Below are 23,407 nucleotides of genomic sequence, written 5' to 3'. Positions count from 1 at the left end.
AAAGCCGAATCAGAACCGGGCTCAGTATACTGCCTCACCATGGGTATCGATCATTACGAGAACTTCCCGGTTGCCTCGATTCTGCTGCCGGCACATCTGCGCCCGGCGGTACGCCGCCTGTATGCCTTCGCGCGCGGTGCCGACGATCTGGCCGACGAGGGCGATGCCGCGCCGGCCGAACGCATGCAGGCACTCGATCGCTGGCGCGCGGCCTTGCACGCCTTGTGCACCCGACAGCCCCTGCCGGCGTCTTTGTCACCCGACGAGCATACGCTGTTTGCCCAATTGAACGAAACCATACACGCACACCAGTTGCCCATACAACCACTGTTCGACCTGCTCTCGGCCTTTCGCCAGGACGTGCGACAGGCCAGTTACCCGGATGACGCGGCCCTCGTGGATTACTGCAGGCGCTCGGCCAACCCGGTGGGACGGCTGATGCTGCACCTGTACGGCGCACTCGACCCCCTTGACGTGCAGCAATCCGATGCGATCTGCAGCGGCCTGCAGCGGGCAAATTTCTGCCAGGATGTCGCGCTGGATCACGCCAAGGGCCGCTGTTATATCCCTGAAGACTGCCTGCGGCGCCACGGTGCGACGCTGGACGAGCTGGCCGCCCTGTGCCAGGCCCCACCGGCACGAGTACCGGCACATTGGCAGGCCGTACTGCACGAGCAATGCGGGCAGGCGCGCCTGGCCTTGCTGGCCGGCAGCCCGCTGGCCTGGCGCCTGCCAGGCCGGATCGGGCTCGAACTGCGGCTGGTCGTCCATGGGGGCCTGCGCATACTCGACAGGCTTGCCGCAGGCGGCTACAACCCTTTTGCCAGCCGACCCATTCTGACCCGCCGCGATATGATCCTGCTATGCTGGCGCGCATTCTGCCAGCCAAGGCCCCAACCGGTTCCAGCTCTTTCATGACGCCAGACGAATACTGCCAGCACAAGGCGGCCCGCAGCGGCTCCAGCTTCTACTATGCCTTTCTGTTCGTGCCTCCGCAGCGGCGCAAGGCCATCACTGCGCTGTACGCCTTTTGCCGTGAAGTCGACGACATCGTCGATGAGGTCAGCGAGGCCTCGGTGGCCCGCATGAAACTGACCTGGTGGCGCGGACAGGTCGAACAGATGTTCCATGGCACACCCGATCATCCGGTTGCCGTGGCCCTGCAGCCCCATCTGCAGGCATATGGCCTGAAGGCCCCCCTGTTCCATGCCATCATCGAAGGCATGGAAATGGATCTGGACCAGTTTCGCTACGCGAACTGGGCCGCACTGCAAAAATACTGCTGGCATGCGGCGGGGGTGGTCGGTGAACTGTCGGCCCGCATTTTCGGCTTCACGGATGAACGCACGCTGCAGTACGCCGAAACCCTGGGCCTGGCGTTCCAGCTCACCAATATCATCCGCGACGTCGGTGATGACGCCCGTCGCGGGCGGATCTACCTGCCCGGCGATGAAATGGCCGAGCATGGCGTTCAGGTCGACGACATCCTCGACGGGCGCTACGCCGAGGGCTTCGAACCGCTGATGCGCTTGCAGACCCAACGGGCCCGCGAACTCTATCGTATGGCGCTGCTCGCCCTGCCCGAGGCAGACCGCAGGGCCCAGCGCCCCGGGCTGATGATGGCATCGATCTACGCCACCCTGCTCGACGAAATCGAACGGGACCACTGGCGGGTTCTGGAAAAACGGATCGCCCTGACGCCGATTCGCAAATTCTGGCTGGCCTGGCGGGTCTGGGTGGGGGGCGGCCGACGGCTGATCCACAGCCGTACGGCATGAGCACTGCAGTCATCGGGGCCGGTTGGGCCGGCCTGGCTGCAGCGGCGCGCCTGATGCAGGCGGGCGAGGTTCCCCATGTATTCGAGGCGGCCGTACAGCCCGGTGGGCGGGCCCGCACGATCCACCCGGCTGCATTGGGCGGCCTGGCCATGGACAATGGCCAGCATGTCCTGCTGGGCGCCTGTCGTCGAACTCTTGCGCTGATGGCGGGCCTGGGCATCCGGCCCGCAGACGTGCTCGATGTCCGCCCCCTGAAACTGGCCACCCTCGATGGCCGCTTCAGTTTCAGCCTCCCATCATGGCGCAGGCCGTGGAATCTCGTGGGCAGCCTGTTGCTGAGCCGTGGGCTGGGCGGCCCGGCAAGCTGGCGGCACCTGCAACGGGTCTTGCAGGCTGCCCGCACACCGGGGCCCGCCATGGCATCGACCGCGGCAGATTGGCTCACGTCCCTCGGCTGCCCGCCGCGGCTGCTCGAATCCCTGTGGCGACCGCTGGCACTGGCCGCGCTCAATACGCCACTCGAGCAGGCCTGCGCAAGCCTGCTGGCCCGCCTGCTGAACGAGAGCCTGGGCGCGGCGGATGCGCAGGCCAGCCAGCTCCTGATTCCGCGCACACGATTGCACGAGCTGTGGCCTGCTGTGGTGTGTACGCAGCTGGGTGGGCGGCTGGTGCATGGACGCATCCACAGCCTGGAACACGACGGCTCGGGCTGGCGTGTCGATGGCCAGCCCTTCAGGCAGGTCATCGTGGCCACACCCGCATCCGAGGCGCAGCGGTTGCTGAGCCCGCTGGATCAGGCTTCGGCGGAACTCGCCGGCTGGCCGCACGCGCAGCAGGGCGCCATTGCAACCCTCACGCTGCAGCTCGAAGAACCCTGGCCCCTGCCCTATCCGATGATGATGCTGCGCCCTGACGATCGGCTCTCGATCAATGGACACTGGCTGTTCAGTCGGTGTCATACCGCCCGCAGCCCCGCCCAACGGTGCCTGCTGCATGTGGTGATTGCGCGCGCGCACGGCATCGAGCATCTGGGCCGGCACGCGGCCGCAGAGCAGATCGTACGCCAGATCGATGCGCAATCCGTACGGCCGCTGCCTGCCGTCCGGGCCCATCTGCTGGTCAACGAGAAACGCGCGACCTTCGATGCCCTGCCCGGCCTGCGCCGTCCGGGGCCGGGCACGCGCTGGCACGGGCTGTTTCTGGCCGGCGACTGGACCGACACCGGCTACCCGGCCACCCTGGAAGGCGCGGTCTGCAGCGGGCTGCAGGCCGCCGAGCGGGCACTTGCCGGTCAGACAGCGTGACGCCGGATGTAATCGGCCACCTGACCCACATCGCAATCGAGCACCTGGACGCGCTGGGGCCGCTGTTCGAGATCTTCCAGCCCTGCCGGTATTGCAGGCCACTGGCCCGTTGCTTCGACGATGGTCTGGGCAAACTTGACGGGCAATGCGGTCTCGAGCACCAGCATGGGGATATCCGGTTCGAGATACTGGCTGGCGACTTTCAGCCCATCGGCCGTGTGTGGATCCACCAGCACCCCGGACCGCTCGAATGTCGCGCGGATGGTCATCAGGCGATCGGCGTGCGTGCTGGTACCGGCGACGAAGCCATATTGCCCTTCGAAGCCGGGCTGCAAAGCGGAAAGATCGAATTGCCCATGCGTACCCAGCTGGCCCATCAGCTCGCTGACTCGCTGCGGATCCCGGCCCACCAGATCGAACACGAAGCGCTCGAAATTCGAGGCCCGCGAGATGTCCATCGAGGGGCTCGAAGTGGCCTGGGTCTGGCTGGCGGGCCGGGGGCGGTACAGCCCCGTGCGAAAGAACTCTTCCAGCACGTTGTTCTCGTTGGTGGCAAGCACCAGCCTGTGGATCGGCACCCCCATCTGCCGCGCGACATGCCCCGCCAGAATGTTGCCGAAATTGCCCGAAGGCACCGCAAACGAGACCGGATCGCCGGGCCTGGCCGCCACGCGCAGGTAACCCCAGATATAGTAGACGACCTGCGCCGCGATACGTGCCCAGTTGATCGAGTTCACGGCACCCAGCCGGTAGCGCTGCTTGAAATCCAGGTCGCCGGCCAGGGACTTGACCACATCCTGGCACTCGTCGAATACGCCGCGCAGGGCCAGATTGTGGATGTTGTCATCCTGTAGCGAATACATCTGGGCCCGCTGAAAGGCGCTCATGCGACCATGCGGGGAGAGCATGAAGACCGCGATCCCGGCCTTGCCGCGCAAGGCGTACTCGGCCGCCGAGCCCGTATCGCCCGATGTGGCGCCCAGTATGTTCAGCGTCTGGCCTCGGCGCGCCAGTTCGTACTCGAAGACCTGCCCCAGGAACTGCATGGCCATGTCCTTGAACGCCAGCGTGGGCCCCTCGGACAGCCCCAGAAGCAGCAAGCCGTCGTCGAGCGGCTTGATGGGCGCGAGCTGCGGGAACACGGATGGCGCATAGGCCGCACGAGTCATGGCCAGCAGATCCGCAGCCGGGATGTCGTCGATGAACAGGCCCAGCACCCGGGCCGCCAGGTCGGCATAGGGCAACGCGCGCCATGAATCCAGGGTGGCCGTGTCCAGGCGTGGCAGTTGCTCTGGCAGCGTCAGGCCGCCGTCTGGTGCGAGCCCCTCGAGCAGAATGTCGCAGAATGGTGCCGGCGGCATCCCGCCCCGCGTGGACAGATAGTTCAATTGATGTTCTCCACCCGCAGCCGAATGACCCCGGAATGCACGAAAGGCAAGCCGCCTATGGTTTCCAGGGCGTGATCGACGTCCCCTTCGCGAGCTTCGTGTGTCAGGAAAATGATGTCGGCCTGATGTTCGCCATGAGGCTGCTGGAACATGGAGCCCACCGAGATGCCCATGCTGGCCAGGACGCGGGCCAGATCAGCCAGCACCCCGGGCCTGTCATCGACCCGCAGGCGCAGATAATAGCTGGTGCGGACCTCGGCCATGGGTAGCACGGGGATGTCCACCACGGACTCGGGCTGGAAGGCCAGATGAGGCACACGATGCTCGGGATCGGCCAGGTGCAGACGCGCCACATCGACCAGATCGGCCACGACGGCCGATGCGGTCGGCAAGGCGCCGGCCCCCTGGCCGTAGTACATGGTGGTGCCGACCATGTCACCGCGCACCAGCACCGCGTTCATGGCGCCCTCCACCTGGGCCAGCAGGCAGGTATCCGGCACCAGGGCGGGGTGTACCCGCAGTTCGACCCCTTCGGCACGGCGCCGGGTCATGCCCAGCAGCTTGATGCGATAGCCCAGGCGCTCGGCATGCAGGATGTCCTCTGATGCCAGAGAGGCAATGCCTTCAATATGCACCTTGTCGAACTGGACCGGAATGCCGAAAGCCAGTGAGGCCAGCAGAGTGATCTTGTGCGCGGCATCGATGCCCTCGATGTCGAACGTGGGATCGGCCTCTGCGTAGCCCAGGCGCTGGGCCTCGGCCAGCACGTCCTGGAAGGGCAGGCCCCGCTGGCGCATTGCGGACAGAATGAAATTCGTCGTGCCGTTGATGATGCCGGCCAGCCATTGGATACGGTTGGCCGTGAGCCCCTCGCGGATGGCCTTGATGATCGGAATGCCGCCGGCCACGGCGGCCTCGAAGGCCACCATCACGCCACGCGCCTGGGCCGCGGCAAAGATTTCATTGCCGTGCATGGCGAGCAGTGCCTTGTTCGCCGTGACCACATGCTTGCCATGGGCAATGGCTTCGAGCAGACAGTCGCGCGCGACGGTATCGCCCCCCATGAGTTCCACCAGGATGTCGATGTCCGGGTCCCGGGCCAGTGCCATGCCATCCGTGGTGACGTGCACATCGGCCCCCAGGAGAGTGCGCGCCTTGGCCACATCGCGCACAGCCACGGCGGTGACCGCGATGCGCCGCCCGGCCCGCCTGGAGATCTCCTCGGCGTTCTGTGACAGCACCATCCATACGCCGCCTCCGACAACCCCCAGGCCAAGCAGCCCAACGCGCAACGGTTTCATCGAATCAACCCATCCTTGCGAAACATGTCCTTGATGCCACGCACGGCCTGACGCGTACGCTGCTCGTTCTCGATCAGGGCAAAGCGCACGTATTCGTCGCCATATTCGCCAAAACCAATACCCGGCGATACGGCCACTTTGGCATCGGCCAGCAACCGCTTGGAGAATTCGAGCGACCCTTCCGCGCGATAAGGCTCCGGGATATGCGCCCAGATGTACATCGAGGCCCTGGGTATGCTGACCGGCCAGCCCGCGTCGATCAGGCCGCGCGCCAGGACGTCACGCCGGCTGCGGTACTGTTCGACCACTTGGGCCACGCAGTCCTGTGGGCCCTCGAGCGCCGTGATCGCCGCCACCTGAATCGGCGTGAAGGTGCCATAGTCGTGGTAGCTCTTGATGCGCGCCAGGGCGCCGACCAGTTCCGGGTTGCCCACCATGAAGCCGATGCGCCAGCCCGCCATGTTGTAGCTCTTGCTCATGGTGAAAAATTCGACGGCCACGTCCTTGGCCCCCGGCACCTGCATGATGGAGGGCGCGACGTAACCATCGAACGTGATGTCGGCGTAGGCCAGATCATGCACGACCAGAATGTCATGCGCCCTGGCCAGCGCCACGATGCGCTCGAAAAATGGCAGTTCGACGCACTGCGCCGTCGGGTTGCTGGGAAAGCCCAGCACCATCATCTTCGGCTTGGGAATGGATTCGCGTACCGCCCGCTCGATTTCCTCGAAAAAATCCAGCCCGGGTGTCATGGGGACGGAGCGGATGTTGGCGCCCGCAATCACCGCGCCGTAGATATGGATGGGATAGCTGGGATTGGGCACCAGGACCGTGTCGCCCCGATCGAGCGTGGCCAGCATGAGATGTGCCAGCCCCTCTTTGGAGCCAATCGACACGATGGCTTCGGTGTCCGGATCCACGTCGACCCCATAGCGCCGTTGATACCATTGCGAAATGGCGCGCCGCAGCCTGGGAATGCCGCGCGATACCGAATACCCATGCGTGTGGTCGCGGCGCGCCACTTCGACGAGTTTGTCGACGATATGGCTGGGCGTCTGCCCGTCGGGGTTGCCCATGGACATATCGATGATGTCTTCGCCGCGCCGCCGGGCAGCCATCTTGAGCTCTGCGGTAATGTTGAACACATAGGGCGGCAGACGCTCGATGCGGGAGAAAGTCTTCATGGACATGTTCTGGAAAAGGCCGTGCCGCAGCAGAAATTGCAGTGCAGCAAATCCGATAATCTATCCCAAGCGGGCCCGTCTCGCAAATCGGCGTACTGCGCGACCAGCGGAAGCGCCCACGGTGCCTGCCGGGCTGCGCTATCATTGAACGCATTGGCCACACTTCACAGGGCGACCCAAATGCTGTTGCAAAAGGAATCGAACCCGTCGCTGAACACGATCACTGCTTATGGCGAAGGCTATCTCGAAATCAATCGCGAGCGTTTCGAGACCTCGGTGTGCCTGGCACCCGAAGGCCCGATCCGCCGCATGCCGCTGCACGGCATCGCTGAAATCGACGGCACCCTGTTGAAGGATCTGGTGGGTCTGGGCACGGCGCAGCAAGACCCCATGGCCTTCCTCGATGACGAGCCTGCACCACCCACCCTGCCGGCCGACGCCCCCGAAGTCGTGCTCATCGGCACCGGGCTGCGCCAGGCCTTCCTGCCCCCGGACGTGGTCCGCCCCCTGCTGATGGCCGGCATCGGGGTCGAGGCCATGACGACCCACTCTGCGGCCCGCACGTACAACATCCTCATGTCCGAGGAACGCCGCGTGCTGGCCCTGTTGATTCTTGGAGACGCTGCATGAGCATGCCCGCTGAGGGACAGCCCATTCCCCACCTCACTGGTCCGTCCACCCATGGGCCATTCGATTCGGCCCAATTGGTCGGCAAACCATTCGTCCTGTATTTCTACCCCCGCGACAACACGCCCGGCTGCACCACCGAAGCCCAGGATTTTCGTGACCTGCACGTGCAATTCGAAGCGCTGGGCTGCACCATCTTCGGCGTCTCCAGAGACGCCCAGAAATCCCATGAGCGTTTTGCAGAAAAGCAGTCCCTGCCCTTCGCGCTGATCAGCGACCCGGAGGAAACCCTGTGTACCCTGTTCGGTGTCATGAAAAACAAGAACATGTACGGCAAGCAGGTGCGCGGCATCGAACGCAGCACCTTTCTCATCGATGGCGCCGGCATCCTGCAGCGCGAATGGCGTGCCGTGCGGGTCCCCGGCCATGCTGCCGAAGTCCTGCAGGCCGTGCAGGCCCTGGGCACCTGAGGCAGCAGCCCCATGCCCTTGCCCAAACCCCCTGCCCGCCTGGGCGATCGGGTACAGACGCAGACCGGGCCAAAGCCGGCTGCCAAAGCACCTGAATCCAGCGCGGCACGCAAACCGCAGGCCCGCACCACAGGCAAACCCGAAGCGCATGCCGCAAGGCCGACCGTACGCGCTGCCAGCCGTCCGCCGACAGCAACGGATCCGGCGCCACCCGTTGCCGGCCGTTCGTCGGCTGCAACGGATCCGGCATCGCGCCCTGCCAGCCGTTCGACCCTGGCAACGGATCCGGCAGCGCGCCCTGCCAGCCGTTCGACCCTGGCAACGGATCCGGCAGCGCGCGCTGCCAGCCGTTCGTCGGCAGCAGACGCCAGGAAGCTGTTCGTGCTCGATACCAACGTCCTGCTGCATGACCCCAACTCGCTGTTCCGTTTCGCAGAGCACGATATCTTTCTGCCCATGATCGTGCTCGAAGAGCTGGATCACCAGAAAAAGGGCCTGTCCGAAGTGGCACGCAATGCGCGCCAGGTCAGCCGATCCCTGGACCAGCTCATCCAGTCTGCCGACCTTGCCCAGGGTGTCCGGCTGAACGCGATCGGCCACACCGAGGCCACCGGCCTGCTGTATGTCCAGATGCGCCCGGCCGTGGCGCAACTGCCCATCGAGCTGCCCATGGGCAAGGCCGACCACGTGATCCTGTCGATTGTCCACGATCTGCGCCAGAGCAGCCCGAAGCGCGATGTCGTGCTGGTGTCCAAGGACATCAACATGCGCCTGAAGGCCCGTGCACTTGGGCTGGCGGCAGAGGATTACCTGCACGATCATGTGCTCGATGACACCGACCTGCTTTATGGGGGCGTCATGCCCCTGCCCGACGACTTCTGGGCCCGGCACGGCAAGCAGGTCGAATCCTGGCAACAGGATGGCCGGACCTGGTACCGCATACACGGCCCCCTGTGCCAGGAACTGATCGTCAACGAGTTTGTCTGGCTCGAGGGGGACATGCCGCTTTACGCACAGGTACGCGAGGTCACGGGGCGCAGTGCCGTACTCGCCACGCTGCGCGACCACAGCCACCGCAAGAACAGCGTCTGGGGCATCACGGCACGCAATCGCGAGCAGAACTTCGCACTCAATCTGCTGCTCAATCCGGATATCGACTTCGTCTCGCTGCTCGGCCAGGCGGGTACCGGCAAGACCCTGCTGGCACTGGCAGCAGGCCTGGCACAAATTTTCGACACACAGCGATACACAGAAATCATCATCACGCGGGCCACGGTGCCCGTGGGCGATGACATCGGTTTTCTGCCGGGTACCGAAGAAGAAAAAATGCTGCCCTGGATGGGCGCACTCGAAGACAATCTCGAGGTTCTTCATCAGGGCGCAAGCCGCAGCACCAGCGCTGCGGCCAGCCAGAGCGACTGGGGCCGCAGCCAGCCCGCGCTCGACCTGATCCGTTCGCGCATCAAGGTGAAGTCGCTCAGCTTCATGCGCGGGCGCACCTTCCTGAACAAGTTTCTGATCATGGACGAAGCCCAGAATCTCACGCCCAAGCAGATGAAGACGCTGATCACCCGCGCCGGGCCCGGCACCAAGATCATCTGCCTGGGCAACATCGCACAGATCGACACCCCCTACCTGACCGAGGGCAGTTCCGGCCTGACCTACGTGGTGGACCGGTTCAAGGGCTGGCCGCATGCGGGGCACATCATCCTTCAGCGCGGCGAGCGGTCGCGCCTGGCCGATTATGCCAGCGCAGCCCTCTGAACACGGCGCCCCCTCGCAGGCGCCGGCCCGGCCCCTGGGCATCACCATGGGGGATGCCTGTGGCATCGGGCCCGAGCTCATCGTGCAACTGTTTGCGCGCGGCCTGCCTCACCCCGCAGTGGTCTACGGCGACGCGGCGACCTTGCAGCGCGCCTGTGCGGTGGCCGGCCTCGACGACACGCTGTCCATCATCGCCCTGGGTCACCCCGGGCCCGGTTCGACCCGCAGTACGATCGGCGTGCTCGACCGCTGGCATGGCCTGCCCCCTGATCTGCCCTGGGGCCGCGTGGATGCCCGTGCCGGTCAGGGCGCCTACGAGTACCTGTGTCACGCCATCGACGATGCCCAGGCGGGCCGGCTCAGGGCACTGGTCACGGCCCCTCTGAACAAGGAAGCCATGCAGCTGGCCGGGCTCAAGTTCCCCGGTCATACCGAAATCCTCGCCCAGCGTAGCGGGACCTCCCGCTACGCCATGATGCTGGCCAATGACGAATTGCGCGTCCTGCTGGTGACGATCCACATCCCGCTGGCCCGGGTGCCAGAGGCCATCAGCCAGGGGGCCGAGCTCGATGCCATGCGGCTGGCGCATCTGGCCTGCCTGCAAAGTGGCGTGGCCGCGCCACGTATTGCCGTGGCGGGCCTGAATCCGCACGCGGGCGAAAACGGCGCGTTCGGCACCGAGGAAATCCGCATCATCGAGCCTGCCATCGCGCAGGCGCGCGCCGAAGGGCTGGACGTCAGCGGGCCCTGGCCGGGCGACACGGTTTTCATGCGGGCCCGTCAGGGCGAATTCGACATCGTGGTGGCCCAGTATCATGATCAGGGGCTGATCCCGGTCAAGTACCTGGGTCTGGATACCGGCGTGAACGTCACGGTGGGCCTGCCCTTCGTGCGCACCAGCGTCGACCATGGTACGGCCTTCGACATCGCCGGCAAGGGCGTGGCACAGGCGGATTCCCTTGCGGCGGCCATCCGCATGGCGCTGCAGATGTCGGCCAGGCCCTGAACCAGCCGCCCCTTGCTGTCGTCTGCCACAGGTCGGGCGCAGGGCCTCACTGCGGCCTGGCAGCCTGGCCACGGAACCTGCCGCAGGCGATCAGAAGCCAGGTGAGGCAGAAAAATTGAGAAAGCGCGTGCTGGCGGCCTGGAACGTGAGACGCACCGTACCGATCGGCCCATTGCGCTGTTTGCCGATGATGATTTCCGCCGAGCCCTTGTCGGGTGAATCGGGGTTGTAGACCTCGTCACGGTAGATGAACAGGATGACATCGGCATCCTGTTCTATGGCGCCGGATTCGCGCAGGTCGCTCATGACAGGGCGCTTGTTGGGCCGCTGCTCGAGGCTGCGGTTGAGCTGCGAGAGTGCCATGACGGGGCAATCGAGCTCCTTGGCCAGGCTCTTGAGGGAGCGGCTGATTTCCGAGATTTCGGTCGCACGGTTCTCACCCGAACTGCTGGCCGACATGAGCTGAAGATAATCGATGATGTTGAGCCCCAGGCGGCCACATTGCCTGGCCAGGCGACGGGCCCGGGCACGGACTTCCATCGCGGTCAGCGCCGGTGTTTCGTCGATGTAGATCTGGGCCTGTTCGACTTTCTGCACGGCATGCGTCAGGCGCGGCCAGTCGTCCTGCCCCAGCTTGCCGGTGCGCATCCGGTGCTGGTCGAGCATGCCGACCGAGCCGATCATGCGCATGGCAAGCTGCACGGCCCCCATTTCCATCGAGAACACGGCCACCGGCAGGCCCTGCTCGATCGCCACATGTTCGCCGATATTCATGGCCAGCGAGGTCTTGCCCATCGACGGACGCCCGGCGACGATGATGAGATCCCCGGGTTGCAGCCCGGAGGTCATCCGGTCCAGATCATGAAAGCCCGTGGGCACCCCGGTGACATCGGAATCGCCCTCGCGGTGGTAGAGCTCGTCGATGCGCTCCACCACCTGGGCAAGCAGCGGCCGGATTTCCTGAAACCCGGCCATGCCGCGCGCACCTTCCTGGGCGATCTGGAATACCCGGGATTCTGCCTCATCGAGGATCTGACGCGCCTCTTTGCCTTGTGGGTTGAATGCGGCGGCAGAGATTTCGTCGGCAATGCTGACCAGCTTGCGCAGCATGGAGCGCTCGCGCACAATCTCGGCATAGCGCCGGATGTTGGCGGCCGATGGCGTATTGTGGGCAAGCGCATTGAGATACGGCAAGCCGCCACATTCGTCGAGCTTGCCCGCCGTACTCAGGGATTCGAGCACGGTGACCACATCGGCCGGGCGCGAAAGCGCCACCAGACGGGTGATGTGTTGCCAGATCAGCCGATGATCATAGCGATAGAAATCATCTTCGGCGAGAACATCGGCGATCCGGTCGAATGCCGCGTTGTCGAGCAGCAGCCCCCCAAGGACCGACTGCTCGGCCTCGACCGAATGAGGCGGGACGCGCAGATAATCCAGTTGGGCATCTGTTTGGATTTCCACAGCGATTTCTCGTACCGATTCATGCCTGCGGATGCCGGCTGGGCCGGCATCATGCAATCAGGCCATTTCGCCCTGCACGGTGAGGGTCACATCGGCCACTACATCGGCATGCAGAACCACTTGCAGCGGGAACTCACCCACGGCCTTGATGGCACCATCGGGCATGCGCACCTGACCTTTGTGGACATCATCGAACCCGGCCGATTGCAGCGCCCTGGCGACATCCATGTTGGTGACCGAACCGAACAGCCGCCCATCAACCCCGGCCTTCTGGCTGATGACCAGTGCATAGCCATGGATCCTGTCGGCCAGCGACTGGGCCGCTGCCAGTTTTTCGGCCTGCTGCCGTTCGAGTTCGGCGCGCCGTGCTTCGAACTCTTTCAGGGCGGCGTCCGTTGCCCGCCGTGCAATCTTCTGGGGAATCAGGTAGTTGCGGGCATAGCCATCGCGCACACGCACCACATCGCCCAGATTGCCCAGGTTGTAGACTTTTTCAAGCAGAATGACTTGCATGAGAGGCGCCCTTTCAGTGGTGGTTGTCGGTGTAAGGCAGCAGCGCCAGGAAGCGGGCCCGCTTGATGGCCGTATCGAGCTGACGCTGGTAACGGGCCTTGGTGCCCGTAAGGCGCGCCGGAATGATCTTGCCGTTTTCCTGGATGAAGTCGCGCAGGGTGTCGAGATCCTTGTAGTCGATTTCTTCGACCTTGGCCACGGTGAAACGACAGAACTTGCGCCGCTTGAACAAGGGATTCTGCTGACCGAACCTGCGCTTGTCCTTGGGCTTCTTGAAGTATGCCATGATAAATGCCTATATCGATATGCCAGCCAGCGGCTGGCGGATGGATTCAAAGTGCTTCTGCAAACTGCTGTATATGCAATACCAGCCGATCGGAGCCTTGCCGCAATGGGGCCAGAAACCCGCTGACCTGCAGCAGCGTGCCGTCTGTGGTCTCTGCCAGCTGTTGCGCCAGGGCGCCCAGCGCCACGGCCTGCACGCCAAAACAGACTTGCCGGGGCACACCCGCTTCGTTGACCTGGCCCTGATGCTCGAGCCATGCCCGCGCAATAGGCAGGCCTGCAGGCGTATGGCGCAGGGGCTCGATCTGGCTGGCCCGGGCGATGAGTTCAAGCCGGTTGGCAGGCTGCGGCGCCACCAGATCAGGAACTCTGGGTCTCGGTGGATGCCTTGCGCGCTTCGTCGCGTTCGACGGATTTCATCATCAGTGACGGCTCCGTGTGCGCATGCCGGGTCTTGATGAACAGATGACGCAGGATGGCATCGTTGTAACGGAACGAGTGCTCGAGCTCTTCGAGCGCGGCCGGGCCACATTCGATGTTGAAACACACATAGTGGGCCTTGACGAGCTTCTGGATGGGATAGGCCAGCTGGCGGCGACCCCAGTCTTCAACCCGGTGAATCTGGCCGCCATGGCCGGTGACCATGGCCTGGTAACGCTCGACCATGGCGGGCACCTGCTCGCTCTGGTCGGGATGTACGATGAACACTACTTCGTAGTGACGCATGATGGACTCCTTGTGGATATCTGTGCAAATGAACAGACAGCCCGACCGCACGATCGCAGGCCGGGCAAGTAACCAACCATGATAGCACGTTTCAGTGACTGCTGACCATGGCATACGCCGAATGATTATGGATGGATTCGAAATTCTCTGCCTGGACCCGATAATGGCGGATGCCGGGCAGGTTGTGAACCATGAGGGCCACGTCACGCACCAGGTCCTCGACGAACTTGGGGTTTTCATACGCATGCTCGGTGACGTATTTTTCATCGGCCCGTTTGAGCAGGCCCCAGAGCTCGCACGAGGCCTGGGCTTCGATGCGGGCGATCAGGCCCGCGAGATCAGGCGCCTGGGTCACACCCAGGTCGAGCGTGATCAGCGAGCGCTGATTGTGCGCCCCGTAGTCTGAAATCGCCTTCGAGCACGGGCACAGGCTGGTCACCGGAACCTGCACCTGGACAACGAACACCGGTGCCTGGCCCTTCTGTGCCTGTACCTGCCAGGACACCTGATAATCCATGAGGCTGCGGGCCCCCGACACCGGCGCCTGCTTGGCCACGAAGTATGGAAATGCCAGATGAATATCGCCTGCCTCGACCTGAAGCCGATCCAGCATGCGCACGGCCAGGCGCCCCAGCCCCTCGATGGAAAGAGGCTGCAAACGGTGCTCTTCGAGCAATTCGATGAAGCGTGACATGTGCGTGCCTTTCTCGGGCGCAGGCAGTGCCACCGTCATTTCAACCTCGGCAATGGTGGCCTGCGGTTCACCACCCGCGTCGATCATCAGCGGCTGTCGCAGGCCCCTGACGCCAACCCGCTGAATCGGTATCTGGCGAGTATCCAGCCCCCCCTGTACGTCGGGCAGAGTGGTCAGTACCGGGTCGAGCACGGTGTTCATGTCGGCTTCCTTGACAAGCGTTGGCGTATGGCGGCTTCGATACCTGCGGCATCCAGCCCCAGGCGAGCGAGAATGGCCTTCTGCTCGCCATGATCGATGAACGCATCGGGCAGACCCAGCTGCAGGATCGGGCAGCCGATGCCTTCACGGTGAAAGAACACGGAGACGGCGCTGCCTGCGCCGCCCATGATGGTGGCCTCTTCGAGCGTCACAAAGAGGGTGTGATCCTGTGCAAGCCGTGCCAGCAGGGCTTCGTCGAGCGGCTTGACGAAGCGCATGTCGACCAGTGTGGCATCCAGCGCCTCGGCGGCAAGGGCGGCCTCGGGCAGCAAGGTACCGAACACCAGCAAGGCGACCGCGACGCCGGTACGCCGCAGGACGGCCTGGCCGATCGCCACACTCTCGAGGCTGGTGCCCGGGTCGGCGCCGCAGCCGGCGCCCCGGGGATAGCGCACCGCAGCCGGGCCATCGTACCGATAGCAGGTACTCAGCAGCAGGCGCGCTTCGTGTTCGTCCGAAGGCGTGGCCACCACCATATTGGGCACACAACGCAGAAAGGCAATGTCGAAACTGCCGGCATGCGTGGCGCCGTCTGCACCCACGATGCCCGCTCGATCGAGTGCGAAGGTGACATCGAGGTTCTGCAGCGCCACGTCGTGGATGAGCTGATCATAGCCACGCTGCAGGAATGTGGAGTAGATCGCCAGCACCGGTTTGTTGCCCTCGCACGCCAGGCCGGCGGCGAAAGTCACCGCGTGCTGCTCGGCAATGCCGACATCGAAGTAGCGCGCCGGAAAACGCCGCTCGAACTCGACCAGCCCACTGCCTTCACGCATGGCCGGCGTGATGCCGACCAGCCGTTCGTCGTGGTCGGCCATGTCGCAGAGCCAGCGACCAAAGACCTGCGAAAAACTCTGCCGGGATGGCCGGGTGGATTTCTGTATGCCCACGGCCGGATCGAAGCGGCCTGGCCCGTGGTAGAGCACGGGATCCGCTTCGGCCAGTTTGTAGCCCTGCCCCTTGCGTGTCACGACGTGCAAAAACTGCAGACCACCCAACTGACGCACGTTTTCGAGCGTCGGAATGAGCGCATCCAGATCGTGCCCGTCGATGGGCCCCATGTAATGAAAACCCAGCTCCTCGAACAGGGTCGCCGGCGACAGCATGCCCTTGGCGTGCCCCTCGAGTTTGCGCGCCAGAGCCAGTGCGGGCGGCACATGCTGCAATACAGCACGCCCCATGTTGCGTGCCCGGGCATAGAACTGGCCCGAGAGCAGGCGCGCAAAATAATAGTTCAGGGCCCCCACGGGCGGCGAGATCGACATGTCGTTGTCATTGAGCACGACCAGCAGATTGACATCGGACAGCACGCCGGCATTGTTCAGTGCCTCGAATGCCATCCCGGCCGTCATGGCCCCGTCACCGATCACGGCAATGTGCTGCCGCTGCAGCCCTGCGTTGCGGGCGGCCACGGCCATGCCCAGGGCCGCCGAGATCGAGGTCGATGAATGGGCCGTGCCAAAGGCATCCCATGGCGATTCGCAACGCCTGGGAAAGCCCGAGATCCCCCCCCACTGGCGCAGCCCGGCCATGGCCTCGCGCCGACCCGTGAGAATCTTGTGCGGATACGACTGGTGACCGACGTCCCAGATCAATCGATCATCCGGTGTGTTGAATACATAATGCAAGGCGAGGGTCAGTTCGACGGTACCCAGGTTGGAGGACAGATGCCCCCCGGTACGGGCCACCGATTCGAGCACGAATGTGCGCAATTCATCGGCCAGAAGCGTGAGATCCTGGCGCCGAAGGCGACGCAAGTCGTTCGGCGATTCGATCCCTTCAAGTAAAGTCGTCATAAGATCATGGATTCGAGGCCACGCCCATCAGGATGAGCGGCCTATGATGAAATCGGATAATTCGCGCAGGCGCCCCGCAGCGGGCCCCAGGGGCAACAGGGCCGCCTGCGCCTGATCGTGCAGGCTGGCCAGCAGGCTGCGAGACTCGGCGAGCCCCAGCGTGGACACATAGGTCGGTTTGCCAAGGGCGGCGTCCTTGCCTGGCGTCTTTCCCAGGGTATCGGCATTGCCCGTGACATCCAGAATATCATCCACGACCTGAAAAGCCAGCCCCATGGCCAATGCATACGCCTCGAGCCCGGTGCGCGCCGTTGAACTGGCCCCGGCGACCACACCCCCCAGCAGCACGCTGGCTTCGAGCAAGGCCCCGGTCTTCATGCGATGCATCTGCTGCAGCGCTGCCACCGACATGGCATGCCCGGTATGCGCGCAATCAATGGCCTGACCACCCACCATGCCCTGGCTGCCGGCTGCCCGGGCCAGCAACTGCACGGCCTGCACGACCAGCGCCGGGGCGATGGGCATCTGCGCGAGGCAGGCAAAAGCCAGTGGCTGCAAGGCATCACCGGCCAGCATGGCCAGGGCCTCGCCATACCGGCGGTGCACCGTAGGCTGGCCGCGTCGCAGATCGTCATCATCCATGCAAGGCAGATCGTCGTGCACCAGCGAATACGCGTGGATGAGTTCGACCGCAGCGGCCGCGTTGTCCAGTGCGACATCGAGCACATCGGGCGGCCCACCTGCCGAGCGGCTGGCTTCGCCCGCCGCCAGGACCAGCGCTGCACGCACCCGCTTGCCCGGCCCCAGGACCGCATGGCGCATCGCGGCATGCAGTTGTACCGGGTCGGACTCAGCGGGTTGCGGCAGCAGTTCATCGAGCACGGCCGTGGTACGCTCGACCGTGGCACGCAGCCAGCCGTCGAATTCTGGCAAGGCCGACGTCATGCCAGACCAGCTCGCTGCCGCAGGCCATACGGGTATTGCGCGTGCCGCTGGGCCGGCCACGAGGGCCGACAGGGCCCATACCGAAAAACTTTGAACATGGCTATCATCTGTGCATTCCAGACTGGATTGTACGAGAACCCCGCCAGGGCATGAAAGGCCTTTCGCCGGCCGCCACCCGGTGGTTTGTGTTTCCGACCCATGATTGCAGGCAAACCATGAGCACACATCCGACTCCCGCAAACCCCGCCGTTCAGGGCCCCCTGCCGGTCGGCCATTACTTCGACCCTGAAATTCTGGACATCGAACGCCAGAAGGTGTTCGCCCACAGTGCCCGCTACGTGGGGCACGAACAGATGGTCCCGACGGCGGGCGACTGGCGTACTCTGGTACACGAAGGCGGTGGCCGCATGCTGCTGCGCGATGGCGACACCATCCGCCTGCTGTCGAATGTCTGCCGTCATCGCCAGGCCCTGATGCTGGGTTGCCAGAATGGCCGCGATCCCGGATGTGCATCAGGCAACCTGTCCAGTACGGGCGGCCGCATTCTTTGCCCGCTCCACCACTGGAGCTATGACACCCGGGGCCGCGTACTGAATACGCCCCTGTTCGACCCAAAACCCCGATCCGCATTGCAGTCGTGGCCGCTGCACGATTGCCATGGCCTGCTGTTCGAAGGCGTCCGCGACCCGCATGAAGATCTGGGCGCCCTGTTCACACGCCCCGAATTCGATTTCTCGAACTACGCATTGCATCACGTCGAGGTGCACCCATGCCATTACAACTGGAAAACCTTCATCGAGGTCTACCTGGAGGACTACCACGTGGGCCCATTCCACCCGGGTCTGGGGCAATTCGTCAGTTGCGACGAGCTGGCATGGGAATTCGGCGCATTCTTCAGCGTACAGCAGGTGGGCATCCACCGGGCACTGGGCCAGCCGGGCACGGACGTCTACCGGCAGTGGCACAGCCGGCTGCTCGAGTACACGTCAGGCCAGGTACCCGACTTCGGTGCATTCTGGGTGACGTACTTCCCGACGCACATGATAGAGGTCTACCCCTACTGCCTGGTGCTGTCGACGCTGTACCCGCAGGGGCCGCAGGAAACGGTCAACGTGATCGAATTCCATTACCCCGAGGACATCATTGCCTTCGAGCCCGGGTTCATCGAGGCCCAGCAGGCCGCCTACATGGAAACCGCGATCGAGGATGACGAAATCGCCGAACGCATGGACGCGGGTCGTCTGGCCCTGATGCAGCGAGGCACCAGCGAGAGCGGGCCCTACCAGCAGCCACTGGAAGACGGCATGGTGCATTTCCATGCCTGGTACCGCGAAATGATGGCCTGAAGCCGACGGCTGGCGCAGGCTTCAGGCCCCCGTGGCGACCGGATGATCCGGCCGGCTGCACCATTCGCTCCAGGAGCCCGGATACAGTGATGAACCGGGCAAGCCAGCGAGTTCCATGGCAAACAGATTGTGGCAGGCCGTGACCCCCGACCCACATTGATGCACGATACCGTGCTTCAGGCGTTCGCCCAGGAGTTCCTGGAATTCGGCGCGCAGCCGCTCGGGCGACTTGAACCGGCCATGTTCATCGAGATTCTGGCCGAAAGGCCGGTTCAGGGCGCCGGGTATGTGCCCGGCGACGGCATCCAGTGGTTCGACCTGCCCCATGAAGCGTTCCGGGGCGCGCGCATCGAGCACCGTGAAACGAGGCTGATCGATGTTGGCCAGAACGGCCCCGGCATCCACGACTGGCATGGCGGGCTGTGCGGCAAGGCGCAGACCCTGCACCGCCTGCGCCTCGCTGACCGATGGACTGCGGGTTCCGGTCTCCAGCGATCCGCCAGCGGCCTGCCACGCTGCCAGGCCGCCATCGAGTATAGCTACGGATTCGTGCCCAAGCCAGCGCAGCATCCACCACAGGCGCGCGGCCATGGCCCCGGCACCCGCATCGTAGGCCACGACCTGCACGCGGGCCGACAGACCCTGCGTGCGCATGAACGAAGCAAAATCGGCACGGTCGGGCAAGGGGTGGCGCCCGTTCTGCCCCGTACGGGTGCCGCTCAGCTGGGTCTCGGAGTCGAGAAACAGGGCGCCGGGTATATGACCCGCTTCGTAGGCCTCGCGCCCTGCACGCGGGTTCGTCAGATCGTGACGAACGTCAAAGACCAGGCATCCAGGGCGTGCCAGCCGTTCGCGCAGGCTTTCGGCCTGAATCAAGTAGGTACTCATGCATCTGCCTCCTGCGGGACCGGGCCCGCCACTTTGTTTTCGTTGTTGCCGCGCAGGATGCGTGCTTCGACATGGGTACGCCAGACCGACAGCAAGCCAGAAGCCACGATCAGCGCCATGCCGACCCAGGCCAGCGGCGCCGGCCGATCACCCCAGAACACGACCCCGATGAGCGCGGCAAAGATGATGGTCGTGTACTGCAGAGCCGCCGTCAATAGGGTCGAGCCCAAACCAAACGCGCGTGTCATGGCCAACTGGCCGACCAGCCCGGCAATGCCCAGGCCAATCAGGGCCAGCACGGTCAGCGGCGTACGCGTGTGCCAGCCATCGATCGCAATGCCCGCCAGACCACTGAGGCTGGCACCCATGGAGAAGATCAGCACGGTACGCCATTCGGGCTCGCCGATACGACCCAATTGCCGGATCTGCATCATCGCCACAGCCGACAGGGCCCCGGCGCCCAGGCCCAGCAGGGCCGCCACCCATTGATCATGCTCTATGCTGGGCCGCAACACGCCCAGCACCCCCAGAAACCCGGCCAGAACCGCCATGACGCGCACGGGGTCGCGCTGTGCCCCGCCAAAGAAGAGCATCCAGCCACCGATGAACAAGGGCGCGGTGTAGTTCAGGCTGATGGCCGTGGGCAATGCCAGATGGGATAGCGCGTAGAAGCCCAGCCACATGGACAGAATGCCGCTGACGTTGCGCCAGATATGGAACCGCCAGCTGGCTGGACGCAGCCGCCTGCGGGTGGAGCGCGCCCAGAAAAACAGCAGCAGCACGGATGGCAGCCCCCGAAACAGAACGATCTCGGGCAGGCTGGCGGTGCCATCGGCAGCCACCTTGATCAGGGCCCCCATCGTGGCAAACATGGCGCACGCCAGCAACATCCATAAAGACTGCATGCTTCTTGCCGCAATCGGGCTACCGTTTGGAAATCCAATACTATACACTTTCGTACAATCCGGGCGTCTTGCATGCATGCCCCGGCAACCCGCGCCCAGCGCCCGCCACCACATCCCGCTTTCATGAAACGTATCCTTCTGTTCCTGGCGACCAATCTGGCCGTTCTGGTCGTGCTCAACATCACCATGACCCTGCTCGGTATCGGTCCGTACCTTACGGCCAATGGCATCGATCCCGGTGCCCTGCTGGTGTTTGCCGCGATCATCGGTTTTGCAGGCTCGTTCATCTCGCTGCTGCTCAGCAAATGGATGGCCAAGACCAGCACGCGCGCGCGTGTCATCGACCCGCAGGCGCCGCGCAGCCGGCGCGAGGCCTGGCTGGTGGAAACCGTCCATCAGTTGGCCGATCGCGCGGGTATCGGACGCCCCGAAGTCGCCATCTACGAAGGCGCGCCCAACGCATTTGCAACCGGGGCCTTCCGCAATGACTCGCTGGTCGCCGTATCCACCGGGCTGCTCGATTCAATGACCGAAGAAGAGGTGGCCGCCGTGCTCGGCCATGAGGTCGCGCACATTGCCAACGGTGACATGGTCACCCTGACCCTGATCCAGGGGGTGGTGAACACCTTCGTGATCTTCCTCTCCAGACTGGTCGGATATTTCATCGACCGGGTCGTGCTGCGCAACGAGCGCGACGTGGGCATGGGCTATTACCTGAGCGTGATCGTGTGCGAGATCTTCTTCGGGCTCATCGCCTCGATCATCGTGGCCTGGTTTTCACGCCAGCGCGAATTCCGTGCAGACGCCGGTTCTGCCACGCTGCTGGGTTCACGCGAGCCCATGATCAGGGCATTGGCGCGCCTGGGCGGGCTTGAAGCGGGCGAACTGCCCAAGGCCTTTGCCGCATCGGGGATCACCGGCGCTGCCATCGGTGCCCTGTTCGCCTCCCACCCCCCTATAGAAAAGCGCATCGAGGCCCTGCGCCAGCTGCGCAGCCGCTGAATGCGATGCGGGAACTCCAGGTCCTGATCTCGTTTGGCGGCTATATCGCGCTGCTGCTCTGGGGCGTGCACATGGTGCAGTCCGGCGTGCAGCGCGCATTCGGCAAGCGTCTGGGCCTGTGGATGGGGCGCGCCATGGGCTCACTGCCGCGCGCCTTCGGCACGGGCCTGATGATCACGGCCGCCATCCAGAGCAGCACCGCCACGGGCCTGATGATCGCCGGGTTTGCCATGGATGGGCTGGTCCCCCTGGTACCTGGGCTGGCGGCCATGCTGGGCGCCAACGTGGGTACCACTCTCATCGTGCAGGCGCTCGCCTTCAACCCGACGGCAATCGCGCCCGGCCTCATATTGCTCGGTGTCTGGATGTTCCGTCATTACGTACCCGGCCGGACACGCGACCTGGGGCGGGCCCTCATCGGGCTGGGCCTGCTGCTGCTGGCCTTGCACGAACTGGTGAGCATGTTCGAGCCCCTCAAGAATGCCCCCATGCTGGGCGATGCCCTGCAGATGCTGGTAGCCACGCCTCTGGTCGCCCTGGCCGCCGCCACCTTGCTCACCTGGGCCTCGCACTCCAGCGTGGCGGTCGTGGTCCTCATCATGTCTCTCGCCCACCACGGGCTGGTCCCCCTTGAACTGGCCTATACCCTCGTATTGGGCGCGAATCTGGGCACGGCGATCAATCCGGTCACCGAGAGTGGCTCCGGTGACAATCCGGCCTCGCGCCGCCTGCCCATCGGCAACCTGGGCACGCGTGTGGCAGGCTGTGCCGCAGCCATGGCCCTGCTGCCCTGGGCGCAGCCCATCATGCAACTGCTGGGTGCCAGCGATCCTGCCCATGCAGTAGCCAACCTGCATCTGGCCTTCAATGTCGCAGTCGCCCTGCTCTTCATGCCGCTGCTGGGTCCCTACGCCCATGTGCTCGAACGTCTGCTGCCACAGAAGGTGGCGGATGTCGACCGCGCCAGCCCGCTGTACCTGTCCGAGCCCTCGCGCGAGGTACCGGCTGTGGCGCTGGGCCAGGCGGCACGCGAAGCGCTGCGCCTCACCGACCTGCTGCGCGAGTCGCTGCAGCTGACGCGCAGGGCCCTGCTGGCCGGCGACTCGGTCGCCATCAGCCGGGCCCGCGACCTCAACACCAGCATCGCCCGGCTGGATCAGACCATCACCACGTTCCTCGCCACACTCGACCAGGACAACCTGAGCGCGGAAGACGAAGGCAATCTCAAGACCATCCTGGCCTTTTCGATGAACATGGCGCATGCGGCCAGCTTCTCGGGCATGGGTCTGCTCGGTCATGCCAGCCGCATGAACAAGAAGAACTGGATGCTCGATGCAGACCAGGCCCACGAACTGGCCGAGGTCATGGACCGGCTGCTGCACAATCTGTCGCAGGCGGGGGCGCTGTTCCTGTCGGGTGATCGCATTTCAGCCCGCCACCTGGCCTACGAAAAAGACCATTTTCGCGAACTCGAGGCCCGGGCGGCCGAGCGCCACCTCGAACGCATCAAGACAGGCCGCCTCGAGGCCGCCGATATCGGCGCCTTCTACCTCGAGATTCTGCGCGACGCCGGCGGGGTCAATGCCTACCTGGTCAATGGCGCCGCCTACCCGGTGTTGTCGCGCCATGGCGAGCTGCTGCCCAACCGGCTGCGCGAAACCGAATGACGCGGCGGCCTGCATGCCATATGCCGCAGGCCACATCCCGCGACATGCGGCATGGCCGCGCGGCACACTCTGGATGAGCGTTACCCCTCGATG

23 protein-coding genes are annotated in these 23,407 nt (G+C 64.5%); 10 read left to right on the top strand and 13 right to left on the bottom strand.

Annotation, left to right across the window (positions count from 1 at the left end; genetic code table 11):
* Window positions 1-39: 39 nt before the first annotated feature.
* From hpnC to hpnE, 3 genes are read left to right on the top strand one after another with little or no spacing between them, the layout of a single operon-like run.
* Window positions 40-918 (top strand): squalene synthase HpnC, encoded by an 879-nt coding sequence (gene hpnC / locus WCY17_RS06815; RefSeq protein WP_372701426.1) that lies wholly within the window; start codon window positions 40-42, stop codon window positions 916-918.
* The gene (gene hpnD / locus WCY17_RS06810; RefSeq protein WP_372701425.1) at window positions 915-1,778 is read left to right on the top strand and encodes a presqualene diphosphate synthase HpnD; all 864 of its coding nucleotides are present in this window, start codon (window positions 915-917) and stop codon (window positions 1,776-1,778) included. Before hpnC ends, hpnD begins: the two co-directional genes overlap by 4 nt.
* Window positions 1,775-3,082: a hydroxysqualene dehydroxylase HpnE gene (gene hpnE, locus WCY17_RS06805; RefSeq protein WP_372701424.1), complete on the top strand. Its 1,308-nt coding sequence runs from the start codon at window positions 1,775-1,777 to the stop codon at window positions 3,080-3,082. The genes hpnD and hpnE overlap by 4 nt, the downstream gene beginning before the upstream one ends.
* Here the strand turns inward: hpnE and thrC are convergent.
* The 3 genes from thrC to alaC are packed head-to-tail and all read right to left on the bottom strand — an operon-like array spanning window position 3,070 to window position 6,955.
* A complete protein-coding gene (gene thrC / locus WCY17_RS06800; RefSeq protein WP_372701423.1) occupies window positions 3,070-4,470 on the bottom strand; it encodes a threonine synthase in 1,401 nt (466 codons plus the stop codon). The genes hpnE and thrC overlap by 13 nt on opposite strands.
* Window positions 4,467-5,771: a homoserine dehydrogenase gene (locus tag WCY17_RS06795; protein ID WP_372701422.1), complete on the bottom strand. Its 1,305-nt coding sequence runs from the start codon at window positions 5,769-5,771 to the stop codon at window positions 4,467-4,469. Before WCY17_RS06795 ends, thrC begins: the two co-directional genes overlap by 4 nt.
* The gene (alaC, locus tag WCY17_RS06790; RefSeq protein ID WP_372701421.1) at window positions 5,768-6,955 is read right to left on the bottom strand and encodes an alanine transaminase; all 1,188 of its coding nucleotides are present in this window, start codon (window positions 6,953-6,955) and stop codon (window positions 5,768-5,770) included. The genes WCY17_RS06795 and alaC overlap by 4 nt, the downstream gene beginning before the upstream one ends.
* A 180-nt stretch (window positions 6,956-7,135) precedes the next feature.
* Between alaC and WCY17_RS06785 the strand changes: the two genes are divergently transcribed.
* The 4 genes from WCY17_RS06785 to pdxA are packed head-to-tail and all read left to right on the top strand — an operon-like array spanning window position 7,136 to window position 10,822.
* On the top strand, window positions 7,136-7,585 hold the full coding sequence (locus tag WCY17_RS06785) for an Mth938-like domain-containing protein (RefSeq protein ID WP_372701420.1): 450 nt from the start codon (window positions 7,136-7,138) through the stop codon (window positions 7,583-7,585).
* 2 nt (window positions 7,586-7,587) lie between these two features.
* On the top strand, window positions 7,588-8,052 hold the full coding sequence (locus WCY17_RS06780) for a peroxiredoxin (RefSeq protein ID WP_372701454.1): 465 nt from the start codon (window positions 7,588-7,590) through the stop codon (window positions 8,050-8,052).
* A 12-nt stretch (window positions 8,053-8,064) separates the two neighbouring features.
* The gene (locus WCY17_RS06775) at window positions 8,065-9,816 is read left to right on the top strand and encodes a PhoH family protein (RefSeq protein ID WP_372701419.1); all 1,752 of its coding nucleotides are present in this window, start codon (window positions 8,065-8,067) and stop codon (window positions 9,814-9,816) included.
* A 46-nt stretch (window positions 9,817-9,862) separates the two neighbouring features.
* Window positions 9,863-10,822, top strand: a complete 960-nt coding sequence (gene pdxA, locus WCY17_RS06770; RefSeq protein ID WP_372701418.1) for a 4-hydroxythreonine-4-phosphate dehydrogenase PdxA — start codon at window positions 9,863-9,865, stop codon at window positions 10,820-10,822.
* A 90-nt stretch (window positions 10,823-10,912) separates the two neighbouring features.
* On the opposite strand, the gene WCY17_RS06765 is transcribed toward pdxA, so the two are convergent.
* The 8 genes from WCY17_RS06765 to WCY17_RS06730 all read right to left on the bottom strand — a co-directional run bounded on the left by WCY17_RS06765 (window position 10,913) and on the right by WCY17_RS06730 (window position 17,506).
* Complete coding sequence (locus WCY17_RS06765) at window positions 10,913-12,286, bottom strand: replicative DNA helicase (protein WP_372701417.1); 1,374 nt, start codon at window positions 12,284-12,286, stop codon at window positions 10,913-10,915.
* A gap of 57 nt (window positions 12,287-12,343) precedes the next feature.
* On the bottom strand, window positions 12,344-12,799 hold the full coding sequence (rplI, locus tag WCY17_RS06760; RefSeq protein ID WP_372701416.1) for a 50S ribosomal protein L9: 456 nt from the start codon (window positions 12,797-12,799) through the stop codon (window positions 12,344-12,346).
* Between the two features lie 13 nt (window positions 12,800-12,812).
* On the bottom strand, window positions 12,813-13,085 hold the full coding sequence (gene rpsR, locus WCY17_RS06755; protein ID WP_372701415.1) for a 30S ribosomal protein S18: 273 nt from the start codon (window positions 13,083-13,085) through the stop codon (window positions 12,813-12,815).
* A 46-nt stretch (window positions 13,086-13,131) separates the two neighbouring features.
* Window positions 13,132-13,440, bottom strand: a complete 309-nt coding sequence (gene priB, locus WCY17_RS06750) for a primosomal replication protein N (protein WP_372701414.1) — start codon at window positions 13,438-13,440, stop codon at window positions 13,132-13,134.
* Window positions 13,441-13,444: 4 nt separating this feature from the next.
* Window positions 13,445-13,810, bottom strand: coding sequence for a 30S ribosomal protein S6 (gene rpsF / locus WCY17_RS06745; protein WP_372701413.1), 366 nt, complete (start codon window positions 13,808-13,810; stop codon window positions 13,445-13,447).
* 91 nt (window positions 13,811-13,901) lie between these two features.
* Window positions 13,902-14,705, bottom strand: coding sequence for a GTP cyclohydrolase FolE2 (gene folE2 / locus WCY17_RS06740; protein ID WP_372701412.1), 804 nt, complete (start codon window positions 14,703-14,705; stop codon window positions 13,902-13,904).
* Complete coding sequence (gene dxs, locus WCY17_RS06735; protein WP_372701411.1) at window positions 14,702-16,561, bottom strand: 1-deoxy-D-xylulose-5-phosphate synthase; 1,860 nt, start codon at window positions 16,559-16,561, stop codon at window positions 14,702-14,704. Before dxs ends, folE2 begins: the two co-directional genes overlap by 4 nt.
* A 27-nt stretch (window positions 16,562-16,588) precedes the next feature.
* Window positions 16,589-17,506, bottom strand: coding sequence for a polyprenyl synthetase family protein (locus tag WCY17_RS06730; protein ID WP_372701410.1), 918 nt, complete (start codon window positions 17,504-17,506; stop codon window positions 16,589-16,591).
* A 215-nt stretch (window positions 17,507-17,721) separates the two neighbouring features.
* On the opposite strand from WCY17_RS06730, the gene WCY17_RS06725 reads away from it, so the two are divergent.
* A complete protein-coding gene (locus WCY17_RS06725; RefSeq protein ID WP_372701409.1) occupies window positions 17,722-18,852 on the top strand; it encodes an aromatic ring-hydroxylating dioxygenase subunit alpha in 1,131 nt (376 codons plus the stop codon).
* 21 nt (window positions 18,853-18,873) lie between these two features.
* Here the strand turns inward: WCY17_RS06725 and WCY17_RS06720 are convergent, their stop codons facing one another.
* Both WCY17_RS06720 and WCY17_RS06715 read right to left on the bottom strand, forming a co-directional pair.
* Window positions 18,874-19,740 carry a sulfurtransferase gene (locus WCY17_RS06720; RefSeq protein WP_372701408.1) on the bottom strand — a complete coding sequence of 289 codons (867 nt, stop codon included), beginning with the start codon at window positions 19,738-19,740 and terminating at the stop codon, window positions 18,874-18,876.
* Window positions 19,737-20,645, bottom strand: a complete 909-nt coding sequence (locus WCY17_RS06715) for a DMT family transporter (protein ID WP_372701407.1) — start codon at window positions 20,643-20,645, stop codon at window positions 19,737-19,739. Before WCY17_RS06715 ends, WCY17_RS06720 begins: the two co-directional genes overlap by 4 nt.
* A gap of 123 nt (window positions 20,646-20,768) precedes the next feature.
* Between WCY17_RS06715 and htpX the strand changes: the two genes are divergently transcribed.
* On the top strand, window positions 20,769-21,647 hold the full coding sequence (gene htpX / locus WCY17_RS06710) for a protease HtpX (protein ID WP_372701406.1): 879 nt from the start codon (window positions 20,769-20,771) through the stop codon (window positions 21,645-21,647).
* 5 nt (window positions 21,648-21,652) lie between these two features.
* Complete coding sequence (locus WCY17_RS06705; protein WP_372701405.1) at window positions 21,653-23,314, top strand: Na/Pi cotransporter family protein; 1,662 nt, start codon at window positions 21,653-21,655, stop codon at window positions 23,312-23,314.
* The last annotated feature ends 93 nt before the right edge of the window (window positions 23,315-23,407 follow it).

This window comes from Castellaniella sp., from assembly GCF_041677825.1.
Lineage (GTDB): Bacteria > Pseudomonadota > Gammaproteobacteria > Burkholderiales > Burkholderiaceae_B > Castellaniella.
Note: the sequence above shows the minus strand (reverse complement) of the source record. Positions and strands in the feature narration are given on the sequence as shown.

Bases quoted from the DNA above. Each gene is read 5' to 3' on its own strand.
- hpnE (WP_372701424.1), top strand. From the start codon at position 1,775: ATGAGCACTGCAGTCATCGGGGCCGGTTGGGCCGGCCTGGCTGCAGCG.
- WCY17_RS06720 (WP_372701408.1), bottom strand. From the start codon at position 19,740: ATGAGTACCTACTTGATTCAGGCCGAAAGCCTGCGCGAACGGCTGGCA.
- pdxA (WP_372701418.1), top strand. From the start codon at position 9,863: ATGGGGGATGCCTGTGGCATCGGGCCCGAGCTCATCGTGCAACTGTTT.
- WCY17_RS06730 (WP_372701410.1), bottom strand. From the start codon at position 17,506: ATGACGTCGGCCTTGCCAGAATTCGACGGCTGGCTGCGTGCCACGGTC.
- hpnD (WP_372701425.1), top strand. From the start codon at position 915: ATGACGCCAGACGAATACTGCCAGCACAAGGCGGCCCGCAGCGGCTCC.
- WCY17_RS06795 (WP_372701422.1), bottom strand. From the start codon at position 5,771: ATGAAACCGTTGCGCGTTGGGCTGCTTGGCCTGGGGGTTGTCGGAGGC.
- WCY17_RS06780 (WP_372701454.1), top strand. From the start codon at position 7,588: ATGCCCGCTGAGGGACAGCCCATTCCCCACCTCACTGGTCCGTCCACC.
- htpX (WP_372701406.1), top strand. From the start codon at position 20,769: ATGAAACGTATCCTTCTGTTCCTGGCGACCAATCTGGCCGTTCTGGTC.
- rplI (WP_372701416.1), bottom strand. From the start codon at position 12,799: ATGCAAGTCATTCTGCTTGAAAAAGTCTACAACCTGGGCAATCTGGGC.
- WCY17_RS06715 (WP_372701407.1), bottom strand. From the start codon at position 20,645: ATGCAGTCTTTATGGATGTTGCTGGCGTGCGCCATGTTTGCCACGATG.
- WCY17_RS06725 (WP_372701409.1), top strand. From the start codon at position 17,722: ATGAGCACACATCCGACTCCCGCAAACCCCGCCGTTCAGGGCCCCCTG.
- hpnC (WP_372701426.1), top strand. From the start codon at position 40: ATGGGTATCGATCATTACGAGAACTTCCCGGTTGCCTCGATTCTGCTG.
- WCY17_RS06785 (WP_372701420.1), top strand. From the start codon at position 7,136: ATGCTGTTGCAAAAGGAATCGAACCCGTCGCTGAACACGATCACTGCT.
- WCY17_RS06705 (WP_372701405.1), top strand. From the start codon at position 21,653: ATGCGGGAACTCCAGGTCCTGATCTCGTTTGGCGGCTATATCGCGCTG.
- rpsR (WP_372701415.1), bottom strand. From the start codon at position 13,085: ATGGCATACTTCAAGAAGCCCAAGGACAAGCGCAGGTTCGGTCAGCAG.
- folE2 (WP_372701412.1), bottom strand. From the start codon at position 14,705: ATGAACACCGTGCTCGACCCGGTACTGACCACTCTGCCCGACGTACAG.
- dxs (WP_372701411.1), bottom strand. From the start codon at position 16,561: ATGACGACTTTACTTGAAGGGATCGAATCGCCGAACGACTTGCGTCGC.
- WCY17_RS06775 (WP_372701419.1), top strand. From the start codon at position 8,065: ATGCCCTTGCCCAAACCCCCTGCCCGCCTGGGCGATCGGGTACAGACG.
- rpsF (WP_372701413.1), bottom strand. From the start codon at position 13,810: ATGCGTCACTACGAAGTAGTGTTCATCGTACATCCCGACCAGAGCGAG.
- alaC (WP_372701421.1), bottom strand. From the start codon at position 6,955: ATGAAGACTTTCTCCCGCATCGAGCGTCTGCCGCCCTATGTGTTCAAC.